Source organism: Halalkalibacter sp. HAAS-P014 (assembly GCF_056619965.1).
Genome location: NZ_JBWQTV010000015.1, coordinates 30,741 through 43,317 on the forward strand (window position 1 = coordinate 30,741; position 12,577 = coordinate 43,317).

The window sequence follows — 12,577 nt, forward strand, 5'->3', positions numbered from 1 at the left end:
GGGGCGGATACAGTGAAAGAATCGATTCAAGAGTTTGTTTTTGAACATTTTGGATTTTTACCACCTGAATTAATCGTTGTTTTGATCTCGGCTTTACCTATCTTGGAGTTGCGTGGAGGGATTCCTATTGCGCATCAACTTGGATTGTCCATTTGGGAGGGATTGTTTTATGCGATAATGGGGAATTTGCTACCAATTCTAGCAATCTTATTATTGTTTCAACCAATTAGTAAATGGCTATTAAGATTTGAAATTTACAGGAGTATTTATGATTGGTTGTACAATCGAACGATGGAAAAGAGTGACAAGGTTGAAAAGTTTGGTGCGTTAGGTCTGATTTTATTTACGGCAGTACCACTACCGACTACCGGTGCTTACTCAGCGAGCTTAGCTGCGCTTCTTTTTTTCATTCCATTTAAATATGCTTTTTCAGCTATTGCTACAGGGGTAGTTATTGCAGGCATTGGTATAGGGAGCATTATGTATTCAGTTTTTTAAAGGGGGAAGGACAGTGGAAAGACAGCAATTTGAGATTTGGCGTAGCGATGTTAAACCAGCTATTGATAGTAAAGTTGATGAGCTTCATATGCTTGGCTATGATCGAGTTAATGAGGATGAAGTGTGGGAGTGCGTTTTATATCAATTAAGGAAAAAGAAAGAATTTATTCATATACACAGCTTTGTTAATGAACTATTGACCTTAAAGCCGCAAACATTTATGACTTGGTTGACCGTAAATGCATATAAAGACCCTACTGACTGGTTTTCTGAAATGGAAAGCTAATCAAGTGATGGTTTGTTCTTAATTATTTTCCTCAATTCGTAATATTTGTTTACTAGCCTCCTTTTGAGTGAGCTCAGAGGAGGCTTATGTGCTAGGAGTATACGCAAAGATAATTTTTTATTTTATCACCTAATATAGGAGTTAAAGCGTGTTTCCAAAGCACGGTTCTAGCATAAATTGACAGAGATTTTCTATAAAAGATATAATGGAGCTATTGTGTCTGTGAAGAACAAAATAGTCTGTTTCATGAAGGAGGCAGAAAAAGAGTATGGTGAAAAAAGGAAGGATTTTTGCTTTTTTCCTTATAGTTGCTATTCTAGCAGGGGTTATAAGTACAACCGTTATGGGGGTAGCAAAGGAAATTAAGCTAGGTCTTGACCTTCAAGGTGGATTTGAGATTCTTTATGAAGTCAAACCGGCTCACGAAGGTGATGTGATTGATAATGAGGCACTTCGAGCAACAGTGAGTGCTCTTAACCAACGGGTTAACGTTTTAGGAGTTTCGGAACCGAACATTCGTATTGAGGGGGATGACCGGATTCGTGTTCAACTAGCTGGAGTTGCAGACCAAGCAACGGCTAGGGAGTTACTCGCTACCGAAGCTAGCTTGACGATACGAGATGTTCATGACGAGATCTTAGTAGATGGGGCTGATTTACGTCAAAATGGGGCTAGTTCCTCGTTTCATCCGGATACAAATGATCCGATTGTAACATTAACATTAGAAGATGCACGTCAAATGGAGGAAGTTTCTAGAGAGATGCTAGCAAGACCTCCGGCAGAGAACTTACTCGTTATGTGGCTGGACTTTGAAGAAGGGGTAGATTCTTATGTCGAGGAAGCTTTAAAAGCAGATCCTAAATACCTCTCTGCGGCAACGGTACGAGAAATTATTTACTCTAACACAGCAACGATAAGTGGGAACTTTACGCTTGAAGAAACCCAATTCCTCGCTGAAGTGTTAAATGCAGGTGCGCTTCCTGTTCAACTTGAGGAAATGTATTCTAATTCTGTTGGTGCTTCTTTAGGGGAGCAAGCGATGGAGAAGACGGTTTATGCAGGTTTTATTGGTGTGGCGTTCATTTTTGCTTATATGCTTTTCTATTATCGCTTTATGGGCATAATTGCTGTAGTTACACTTAGTGCATATATTTATATTGTATTGCTTGTGTTTAATTGGATGAATGCCGTGCTTACATTACCAGGAATTGCAGCACTTATTTTAGGTGTTGGGATGGCAGTTGATGCGAATATCATTACATATGAGCGAATAAAGGAAGAGATAAGGTCAGGAAAATCGATTATGTCTGCCTTTAAAGCGGGTAGCCGTCGATCGCTGTCAACGATTCTTGATGCCAATATCACAACGATTCTAGCTGCAACTGTATTATTCTCTTATGGGACGAGCTCTGTACAAGGTTTTGCTGTGATGTTAATTGTTAGTATTCTAACAAGCTTCCTTACGGCGGTCTACGGTACAAGGCTGTTATTAGGACTATGGATAAATAGCCGTGCACTTAATAAGAAGCCCCGTTTGTTTGGTGTGAAGGAAGGTGAAATCAGTGAGCTTTAATTTCCAAAATAAAGAAATAGATTTCGTGAAGCACCGGAAAAAGTTTTTCGCCTTCTCAGGAATTTCTACACTTGTAGGGATCATATTATTGCTTACACTTGGACTAAATCTCGGGATAGACTTTGAAAGTGGTTCGAGAGTTGACTTGCTTTCTTCTGAACCATTAACAGAAGAAAGAGTAATGGACGACTTTGAGCAAATAGGGTTTACACCTGATGATGTCCAACTTGCAGGAGATAATGCTGAAATGGCGAGTGTTGGTTTCATTGGTGTATTAAACCCAGATGAAATTAATGAAATACAAGCATTTTTTGCAAATGAGTACGGACATGAACCGAGCGTAAGTACAGTCGATCCGATCATTGGCCATGAACTTGCGCAAAATGCATTAATTTCTGTATTAATTGCTTCAGTCGGTATTATCATTTACGTGACAATACGATTTGAGTTATTATACGGTCTCGCTGCCATTGTTGCTCTACTGCATGATGCATTCTTTATTATTGCGGTATTTAGTTTATTGCAAATTGAAGTAAATGTACCATTTATTGCAGCGGTGTTAACGATCGTAGGTTATTCGATTAATGATACGATTGTAACGTTTGATCGCATTAGAGAGAACATGAAGCTAGCTAAACGGGTAAAGGGGTTTGAAGATTTAGCAAGAATTGTTAATACTAGTTTGGTTCAAACGTTAGCTCGTTCAATTAATACTGTGTTAACAGTTGTATTTGCAGCATTAGCGATATTTATTTTCGGTGGTGAAGCGATTCGTTCCTTTGCGTTTGCCTTGTTAATTGGGTTAATAGCAGGAACTTACTCATCGATGTTCCTTGCATCCCAGTTATGGTTGGTTTGGAAGGTAAAGCAATTGAAAAAGAAAAAGTTCAAGTCCCAGCAGCAACCTGAAGGAGAACCAACGACTTAAGAAAGAGTGGCCGTGTCGCTCTTTCTTTTTTGCTTGGAAAACTAGAATGTTCTTATAAAAATGAATGAGTGGATTGTTTGATGGTAAAATAAGTACAGTAGATTTTTCGTTATACGATAATATGACCATGATAAAGTAGGTGTTGGTGTGTCTGAAGCAGATGTGCGATATCGGAAAGTTAGGTTTGCTGCATGGGTGGGAATTGTTGGTAATATTGTTTTAGCAATTTTAAAAGCGGTTATTGGAGTAATGGCAAACTCTCGAGCGTTAGTGGCGGATGCAGTTCATTCTGCTTCCGATGTTGTCGGCTCAGTTGTCGTTTTAATTGGAGTACGTGCAGCGAAGTTACCTCCTGATCGTGACCACCCATATGGGCATGGGAAAGCGGAGTCTGTGGCAGCAATTATTGTTGCTGTATTGCTATTTATTGTTGCTTTTGAAATCGCACTTGGTGCTTTTCAATCATTTTTTGAGCCAGTTGTAGTACCTAAGATTATTGCTATATATGCAGTGGTATTTTCAATTGTTGTAAAAGAATTAATGTTTCGCTATAAGTATCAATTGGGTAAAAAGTATAAGAGCGAGGCATTAATGACAGATGCATGGCATCATCGTTCAGATGTGTTTTCTTCTTTTGCTGCTTTAATTGGGATTGGTGCAGCAATACTTGGAGGACACTTGAATGTTTCTTGGCTAGTTTACGGTGACTCAATTGCTAGTGCATTTGTTGCGATACTTATTGGTAAAATGGCCTGGACACTCGGAAAGCAATCCATTCACAATGCCCTAGATCATGTTCTTCACGAAGAAGATACAGTTGAGATGAAAAAGGCAGCAGCAAATGTTGAAGGAGTACTTAATATTGATGAGTTTTTTGCAAGAGAACATGGTCATTATGTCATCATTGATATTAAAATTGCTGTTGAGCCTACTATTACGGTTGAGGATGGTCATGCAATTGGAAAGCGCGTAAAAGCTAGGCTGCTGGAAGAGAAAAATGTTCATGATGTGCTCGTTCATATTAATCCTTATAAAGAACATGGGAAGAGAAATGGAAAGGAGTAAAAATGAATGAGAGGACAATGGAGTTTAATTCTTGGTTTAATTGCAGCTGTCATTATCGCGATTTTTGCCGTTATTAATGTTGAGGCAGTGCGAGTTAATTATTTATTTGGAACAGCTGAATGGCCTTTAATCCTTATTATTTTAGGTTCAGTTTTAATGGGGGCAATCATAGTTGGAGCAGTTGGGATGGTTAGGATTTACCAATTGCAAGCTGAGATTAAACAATTAAAAAAAGGGAAACATCCAGGTAAAGGTGACCAGTTGAATGAAACTGGTAAAGAGGCAGACCAAAGCATAAATAATGAGGAAGTTCCCCTAAAAAACACTGGAAAATATCAGTCTGATGAAAAGAGTGACTGAACATTGTAACCCCTTGAATGCTCCTGTATAATGGATTATTCAAGGGGTGTTTCTATGTTAAAACCAAAAGCAAGATGGAGAGTGAAAGAACAAGCATCCAATCGCGTAGATGAGTTAGTGAGTGAGTTAAACATTGCTCCTTTAGTAGCTACTCTCCTTATTAATCGAGGAATAGACACGGTAGAGGCGGCAAAAAGGTTTTTAAATAAAGAAGAAATGGTTTATCATGACCCATTTTTATTAGATGATATGGAACAGGTTGTGACGAGGATTCGTGCTGCAGTCGAGCGCAATGAGCGAATTCTTATTTTTGGTGATTATGATGCAGACGGTGTAAGTAGTACAGCAGTTATGTACTTAGCCTTACAATCTATAGGAGCTAAGGTAGACTATTATATACCAAATCGTTTTACGGAAGGTTATGGACCTAATGAGCCAGCAATTAGACAAGCAAAAGAGGATGGATACGGCTTAGTTGTCACGGTCGATACGGGGATAGCTGCCGTTCATGTTGCAAGTGTCGCAAAAGAAATTGGGCTTGATTTTATTGTTACGGATCATCATGAAGCGCCACCGGTTTTACCAGATGCATATGCAATCGTTAATCCAAAGAAACCTGGATGTCCTTATCCTTTTAAAGGTTTAGCAGGTGTTGGAGTCGCACTTAAAGTCGCCCAAGCGTTACTTGGCAGAGTGCCAACTGAATGGTTAGATATTGCTGTAATTGGAACCGTTGCAGATTTAGTACCACTTGTTGATGAGAATCGGTTGCTTGTTATGGAGGGCCTTTCTGTTCTTCAATCAACAGCAAAGCCTGGCCTAATCGCTTTAAAGAAAAAGTGTGGGTTGGAGTCACAAGTTATACAAGCAGATCATGTTGGATTTGGAATAGGTCCGAGAATTAATGCCGCAGGGAGGCTTGATTCTGCAGACCCTGCTGTTGACTTGATTTTATCGGAGACAGCTGAAGAAGCAGAACAATTAGCAACAGAGATTGATTATTTAAATAAAGAACGTAAAGCAGTTGTTAGTGAAATTACCGAAGCAGCCATTGAAGTGGTAGAACAACACTATCCTCCTGCAGATAACGATGTTTTAGTGATTGCTGGTGAGAACTGGAACGCAGGTGTGATTGGTATTGTTGCTTCTCGACTCGTTGAACGTTACTATAGACCAACTATTGTATTAAGTATTGATAAAGAAAAAGGCGTTGCGAAGGGTTCGGCGAGAAGCATTGAAGGTTTTGATATGTTTGAAGAACTATCTAAAAGTCGTGATATATTACCTCACTTCGGTGGTCATCCAATGGCGGCCGGATTAACAATGAGCATGAGTGATTTAGATGAGTTGCGAAAAAGATTGAACGAGCAAGCGAAAGAAGTGCTAACAGAAGAAGACTTTAAACCAGTAACGGCGATTGATTTAGTGGCACGTGTTGATGAGGTATCTGTTGCAGTTATAAAACAACTAGAACAACTTGCTCCCTTCGGTGTTCAAAATCCAACACCGAAAGTTTTATTGGAAGACGTTCAGTTAGATCAAATAAGGAAAATCGGTAGCGATGCGAATCATTTGAAAGTGAGCTTTGCAGGGAACGGAGCCGTGCTAGATGGAATTGGATTTCATCTTGGTTATTTATTAGATGAAATCACTCCACATGCCAAAGTTTCAGCGGTCGGGACCCTTTCGCTGAACGAATGGAATGGGCATGTGAAACCACAACTAATGATTGATGATATCGGTGTATCAAAGTGGCAGCTATTTGACTGGAGAAGCATTCAAAAAACTAGGCTCATTGAACGGCTTAGAACGTTACCGGATGAGAAAAGGGTTTTGGTTTCATTTAAAAAGGAAACGCAGACAGCGCTGACTCTTGAGAATGAGCCGGTTATTCATGTGAGTGAAAGAGAAGCAATCGGAGATTTATCAGATCGATATGTTGTATTACTAGATATTCCATCTAATCGTGACCAATTAAAAATACTTTTTGCAAATGATGGACAACCTAGTCGCATATATACAGTTTTTTATCATGAAGAAGACTCTTTCTTTTCGACTAACCCTAATCGTGAGCAATTTAAGTGGTATTACGCATTTCTTTTAAAAAGAAAATCGTTTAATATAAGGAAGCACAGCGTGGAATTAGCTAAGTACAAAGGGTGGTCAAAAGAGACAGTTTCGTTTATGTCACAGGTGTTTTGTGAACTTGGTTTTGTTACAATAAATGATGGCATGATTAACGTGGCGAATAATCCAAAGAAGAAAAGCTTAGATGAATCTGAAACTTATCGTAAGAAACAAGAGTTAGCAAGTATCGAAAATGACTTTGTTTACTCTTCGTATATCGATTTAAAGCAATGGTTCGATCAAATTCTAGAACTTGCTGATGAAAAGATGATCAAGGAGACGGTGTAAAAATGGATTTTAAAAAGTATATTGAGATTGTAGAAGACTATCCAAAAAAAGGGATTCGCTTTAAAGATATTACGACCCTAATGCAAGATGGGCCTGTTTATAAACAAGCGATTAATGAAATGGCAGATTTTGCTCGTGACAAAAATGTTGATATTGTAGTAGGACCTGAAGCTAGAGGTTTTGTAATCGGTTGTCCAATTGCCTATGCTCTAGAAGTAGGGTTTGTCCCTGTCAGAAAGGCAGGAAAGCTTCCACGTGAAGTCATCTCTGTTGATTATGGATTAGAATACGGCAAAGATAGTTTGACGATCCATAAAGATGCAATCAAAAAGGGGCAACGTGTCTTAATTACTGATGATCTACTAGCAACAGGAGGTACCATCGAAGCGACAATTAAGATGGTTGAGGAGCTAGGTGGAGAAGTGGTTGGAATTGCTTTTATGATAGAACTTGGATATTTAAATGGACGCGATAACCTAGGAAATTACGAATTGTTTTCATTAATGACTTATAATTAAGTCTAGTGTTGAAGAGGGTTGCTTGTGTAGTGTTAACGCAGATCATCCCTCGCTTATTAGGACTTAAAAAGATGCATGAGAAAACGTAAGTTACTTAAAGATTAGTGAAGAAGCCTTCTTTTTCACTAATCTTTTTGTCTTTTGCTCTTTACATAGTTCAGAAACTTACCCATAATATAAAGAAATATTGAATCGTAAAAAATAGGTGATTCCATGACGATAGATCAAGTATTAGAAAAGGCAAGTCAGTATCTCAACGAGAGTGATGTTGCCTTTTTGAAAAAGGCATACGAATACGCAGAACAGGCTCATGAAGGACAGTACCGTAAATCAGGTGAGCCCTATATTTTACATCCAATTCAAGTTGCGGGAATTATTGTTGAACTTGAACTTGACCCTAACTCTGTTGCAGCAGCATTTCTACATGACGTTGTTGAAGACACTGATGTAACAGTAGAGGATTTAACAGAAGCGTTTAATGAACAAGTTGCGATGCTTGTTGATGGTGTAACTAAATTGAAGAAATTTAAGTACAAATCAAAAGAAGAACAACAGGCAGAAAACCACCGAAAAATGCTTATTGCAATGGCAAAAGATATTCGGGTTATTTTAATTAAATTAGCAGATAGACTGCACAATATGCGTACGTTAAAGTTTATGCCACCAGAAAAGCAACGTGTCACATCAAATGAGACTCTCGAGATTTTTGCTCCTTTGGCACATAGGCTTGGGATTTCAACAATAAAGTGGGAGTTAGAAGATACGGCACTACGCTATTTAGATCCACAGCAGTATTATAGAATTGTTAACTTAATGAAAAAGAAAAGAGCAGAACGGGAAAAATATTTGTCTGAAGTGATGGAAACCATTAATGTACACCTAAAAGATGTTCACATTAAGGCTGAACTATCGGGTCGTCCAAAACATATTTACAGTATTTATCGGAAAATGGTTCTGCAAAATAAACAGTTTAATGAAATTTATGATTTACTAGCTGTTCGAATTATGGTGGATAGTATTAAAGACTGTTATGCAGTACTTGGAGTCATCCATACATGTTGGAAACCTATGCCAGGTCGTTTTAAGGACTATATTGCTATGCCTAAGGCAAACATGTATCAATCTCTTCACACAACGGTTGTCGGCCCATATGGTGACCCACTTGAAGTGCAAATTCGGACGGAGGAAATGCACAGGATTGCAGAGTTCGGGGTAGCGGCGCATTGGGCTTATAAAGAAGGAAAAGATCTATCTCAAAATAAAAATTCATTTGAAGATAAACTGAACTGGTTCCGTGATGTAATTGAGTCACAAACTGAAACAAATGATGCCCAAGAGTTTATGGAATCTTTAAAAATGGACTTATTCTCTGATATGGTTTTTGTGTTTACACCAAAAGGGGAAGTTATTGAATTACCAGCAGGCTCTGTTCCGCTTGATTTTGCGTATCGAATTCACAGTGAGATTGGCAACAGGTGTATTGGAGCAAAAGTAAATGGAAAGATGGTTCCACTTGAACATCGGTTAAATACTGGCGATATTGTCGAAATTTTAACGTCAAAGCATTCTTATGGACCAAGTCAAGATTGGTTGAAAATTACAAAGTCTTCGCATGCAAAAAATAAAATTAAGCAATGGTTTAAAAAAGAGCGCAGAGAAGAGAATATCGACAAAGGTCGAGAGTTAGTGGAGAAAGAAATTCGAGCACTTGATTTTGAGCCGAAAGAAGTGCTGACGAATGAAAATATCGCTGAAGTAGCCAACAAGTTTAGTTTTGCTGGTGAAGAAGATATGTTTGCTGCAGCTGGTTACGGTGGGATTAGTGTAAAGCAAATTGTTAATAGGATGACAGAAAAATTAAGAATGCAACAAGACCAAGAGCAAGAAGATAAATCATTAGTTGCTGCCTTATCTGAAGTACAAACTTATCGTCCAAAGAAGAAAGTAAACTCTGGAGTACGTGTAAAAGGAGTCGATAACCTTTTAATTCGGTTATCTCGCTGCTGTACACCTGTTCCTGGTGATGACATTATTGGTTATATCACAAAAGGAAGAGGAGTTTCTATTCATAGAGCTGACTGTGCGAATGTTCAAAATGAAGATGCGCAAAGTCGCTTGTTACCTGTCGAGTGGGAAGGGGACAGGCAACAAAGCAAGTCTTATAATGTTGATATTGAAATAACAGGATATGATCGAAATGGGCTTTTAAACGAAGTGCTACAAGTTATCACGGAATCTAGAACGGTTATTAATGCCGTGTCAGGTCGTTCGGATCACCGTCAAAAAGTAGCAACGATTCACTTAACGATTTCAATTCAAAACATTGATCATTTACACAAAGTTGTTGAAAAAGTAAAACAATTGAATGATATTTATTCGGTTCGAAGAGTAATGCATTAGAGGTGAAATATGCGAGTTGTTCTGCAACGCACTAAAAGTTCAAGTGTTAGTGTTAACGGTGAAATTGTCGGGAAAATCGGAGCGGGCTTAACGCTTCTTGTAGGGATTACTCATGAAGATTCCATTGAAGATGTACAATATGTTGCCGATAAAGTGGTGAACCTTCGTATTTTTGAAGATGAAGAAGGAAAGATGAACCATTCACTGCTTGAAGTGAATGGTCAAATACTTTCCATTTCTCAATTTACTCTTTATGGTGATTGTAAAAAAGGCAGAAGACCTAACTTCATGTATGCAGCTAAACCTGATGTGGCAAAGGAACGCTACGATCAATTTAATAACGCATTGCGATCAAAAGGCATCGACGTCCAAACAGGTGAATTTGGTGCCATGATGGATGTATCACTAGTCAACGACGGTCCAGTAACACTGATTGTAGAGTCATAAAGAAAAAGGCCGCTTTTGCCTTTTTCTTTATGACTAAAGCGATGAGCGAAGCCGCTGCGTGTTTTAAGCTTAATAGGAGTGACCTTCTCCTATTAAGCGTGCATCGAGCGAAGCCATCGTATTTCAAGCAAAAAAAGGCCGCTTTTGCCTTTTTCTTTATGACTGAAAAAAAATAATCCATCTCAAGGTAAGTTTTTCTCCTAATTTGGGCAAAATAAGAGAAAATAACTTTGGAAGGATGGAAAAAAATGCGCTCAAGTATGAAGCAGCAGTTACACCATCATCGACTGCATCCATTATTTAATGTTGATTATCATAGTTTTGTGGAACGTGAAAATCAGCACACGAACCTAGAGCTCGCTAGTGAATTTGGATTGTCTTTACGTGATGTAAAGTTATTAAAGAATAAGATGAATCGTAATTAGACTATTGACAGGTTACGTGAACATTCGTATGATTATAATCAATTAATATTTAACTATTCCGAGGAAGAGGCACAGTAATTAAGGGTACAGATATAAAGAGAGGAGAGGTCGTGGCTGAGAGCCCTCCATATTTGTCTTAATGAAAGAACACCTCTGAGGAGTTTTTCTGAACGTATTTACTATTAGGAAAAAACGTATACAGGCGTTAACTGTTTAAAGAGGAAGCAATACGTTGCTTCAATTAGGGTGGCACCACGGGTATAAAACTCTCGTCCCTGATGAACTATTCATCAGGGACGAGAGTTTTTTGTCTTATTTGAATGGAGTAGCCAATCCTAAGTTAAAATATTTTTAAATTGCTAGATGTTTGGAGGAAGTAGTATGAGTATACAAATCCCGCGAGGTACGCAGGATATTCTGCCAGGTGAAGTCGAGTTATGGCAGTACATTGAAGAAAAAGCAAAAGATGTTTGTCGTAGATATAATTATCATGAGATTCGAACACCTATCTTTGAGCACACAGATTTGTTTCAACGTGGGGTGGGCGATACGACTGATATTGTCCAAAAGGAAATGTATACATTCACAGATCGTGGAAACCGAAGTTTAACATTACGGCCTGAAGGTACTGCTGCTGTTGTGCGCTCATATGTTGAGCAAAAGATGTACGGCCAGCCGAATCAGCCTACGAAACTTTTCTATAGTGGTCCAATGTTTCGCTATGAGCGACCTCAATCTGGACGTATGCGCCAATTTGTTCAATTTGGTGTCGAAGCGTTAGGTAGCGATGATCCAGCAATTGACGCAGAGGTGCTTGCACTTGTGATGAGTTTGTACGATGAATTAGGGTTGTCAAATCTAAAATTAGTCATCAATAGTTTAGGCGATAAAGCAAGTCGAGAAGCTCACCGTCAAGCTCTTATTAACCATTTTAAACCTAGCATTGGTGAATTTTGTGAAGATTGTCAAAATCGTTTAGAGAAGAACCCGTTACGTATTTTAGATTGTAAAAAAGATCGCGATCACCCATTAATGGCTAATGCGCCATCTATCCTTGAGTACTTAAATGAGGAGTCAAGTACATATTTTACTCAAGTAAAGAAATATCTAGACAAACTAGGGATTTCATACGTAGTGGACCCGACATTGGTAAGAGGTCTCGATTACTATTACCATACGGCGTTTGAGATTATGGCTGAAGGTGAAGGATTTGGTGCCATCACAACCTTATGTGGTGGAGGTCGTTACAATGGATTAGTTGAAGAGATCGGTGGTCCTTCAACGCCAGGAATTGGTTTTGCCTTTAGTATAGAACGGGTCATTATGGCATTAAAAGCACAAGAGCAAAAGGCATCTGTTGCTCCGACATTAGATTGTTATCTTGTTTCTTTGGGAGATGCTGCTAAAGAAAAAACAGTTGAACTCCTATATCAACTTAGAAAAGCAGGAGTAAGTGCCGATAAAGATTATTTAGATAAAAAAATGAAAGCACAGTTTAAGGCAGCAGATCGTCTTAAAGCTCGTTTTACAGCAATCCTTGGAGAAGATGAGCTTAACGCAGGGAAGATTAATGTGAAAGATATGGAAACAGGACAACAGGAAGAAATAACGTTAGAATTATTTATTAACTATATAAAAGAGAAAACAGTTGGAGGTAAGTAA

Annotated in this window: 12 protein-coding genes and 1 other annotated feature; all 12 genes read left to right on the forward strand. The window is 38.5% G+C overall.

All coding sequences use genetic code 11. The features are described from left to right. Positions 1–12: 12 nt before the first annotated feature. The 12 genes from AC1FXZ_RS12150 (at position 13) to hisS (ending at position 12,577) form a co-directional block, all read left to right on the forward strand. A complete protein-coding gene (locus AC1FXZ_RS12150) occupies positions 13–498 on the forward strand; it encodes a COG2426 family protein (protein WP_480053957.1) in 486 nt (161 codons plus the stop codon). Positions 499–511: 13 nt separating this feature from the next. Next, positions 512–784, forward strand: a complete 273-nt coding sequence (locus AC1FXZ_RS12155) for a post-transcriptional regulator (RefSeq protein ID WP_480053959.1) — start codon at positions 512–514, stop codon at positions 782–784. Between the two features lie 268 nt (positions 785–1,052). After that, entirely contained in the window at positions 1,053–2,357 is a 1,305-nt protein-coding gene (gene secD / locus AC1FXZ_RS12160) for a protein translocase subunit SecD (RefSeq protein WP_480053961.1), read from the forward strand. Continuing rightward, positions 2,347–3,285, forward strand: a complete 939-nt coding sequence (secF, locus tag AC1FXZ_RS12165; protein WP_480053963.1) for a protein translocase subunit SecF — start codon at positions 2,347–2,349, stop codon at positions 3,283–3,285. The genes secD and secF overlap by 11 nt, the downstream gene beginning before the upstream one ends. A gap of 147 nt (positions 3,286–3,432) precedes the next feature. Then, a complete protein-coding gene (locus AC1FXZ_RS12170; protein ID WP_480053965.1) occupies positions 3,433–4,350 on the forward strand; it encodes a cation diffusion facilitator family transporter in 918 nt (305 codons plus the stop codon). Between the two features lie 6 nt (positions 4,351–4,356). Beyond that, a complete protein-coding gene (locus AC1FXZ_RS12175; RefSeq protein WP_480053967.1) occupies positions 4,357–4,710 on the forward strand; it encodes a LapA family protein in 354 nt (117 codons plus the stop codon). Between the two features lie 54 nt (positions 4,711–4,764). Then, positions 4,765–7,125: a single-stranded-DNA-specific exonuclease RecJ gene (recJ, locus tag AC1FXZ_RS12180; RefSeq protein WP_480053969.1), complete on the forward strand. Its 2,361-nt coding sequence runs from the start codon at positions 4,765–4,767 to the stop codon at positions 7,123–7,125. A gap of 2 nt (positions 7,126–7,127) precedes the next feature. Beyond that, positions 7,128–7,643, forward strand: a complete 516-nt coding sequence (locus AC1FXZ_RS12185) for an adenine phosphoribosyltransferase (RefSeq protein WP_480053971.1) — start codon at positions 7,128–7,130, stop codon at positions 7,641–7,643. A 213-nt stretch (positions 7,644–7,856) separates the two neighbouring features. Then, positions 7,857–10,043 carry a RelA/SpoT family protein gene (locus AC1FXZ_RS12190; protein ID WP_480053973.1) on the forward strand — a complete coding sequence of 729 codons (2,187 nt, stop codon included), beginning with the start codon at positions 7,857–7,859 and terminating at the stop codon, positions 10,041–10,043. Between the two features lie 9 nt (positions 10,044–10,052). Beyond that, positions 10,053–10,490: a D-aminoacyl-tRNA deacylase gene (gene dtd, locus AC1FXZ_RS12195; RefSeq protein WP_480053975.1), complete on the forward strand. Its 438-nt coding sequence runs from the start codon at positions 10,053–10,055 to the stop codon at positions 10,488–10,490. Positions 10,491–10,738: 248 nt separating this feature from the next. Beyond that, the gene (locus AC1FXZ_RS12200; protein WP_480053977.1) at positions 10,739–10,915 is read left to right on the forward strand and encodes a hypothetical protein; all 177 of its coding nucleotides are present in this window, start codon (positions 10,739–10,741) and stop codon (positions 10,913–10,915) included. Positions 10,916–10,967: 52 nt separating this feature from the next. Continuing rightward, positions 10,968–11,195: a binding site (T-box leader), on the forward strand. Between the two features lie 101 nt (positions 11,196–11,296). Further along, positions 11,297–12,577 carry a histidine--tRNA ligase gene (gene hisS, locus AC1FXZ_RS12205; protein ID WP_480053979.1) on the forward strand — a complete coding sequence of 427 codons (1,281 nt, stop codon included), beginning with the start codon at positions 11,297–11,299 and terminating at the stop codon, positions 12,575–12,577.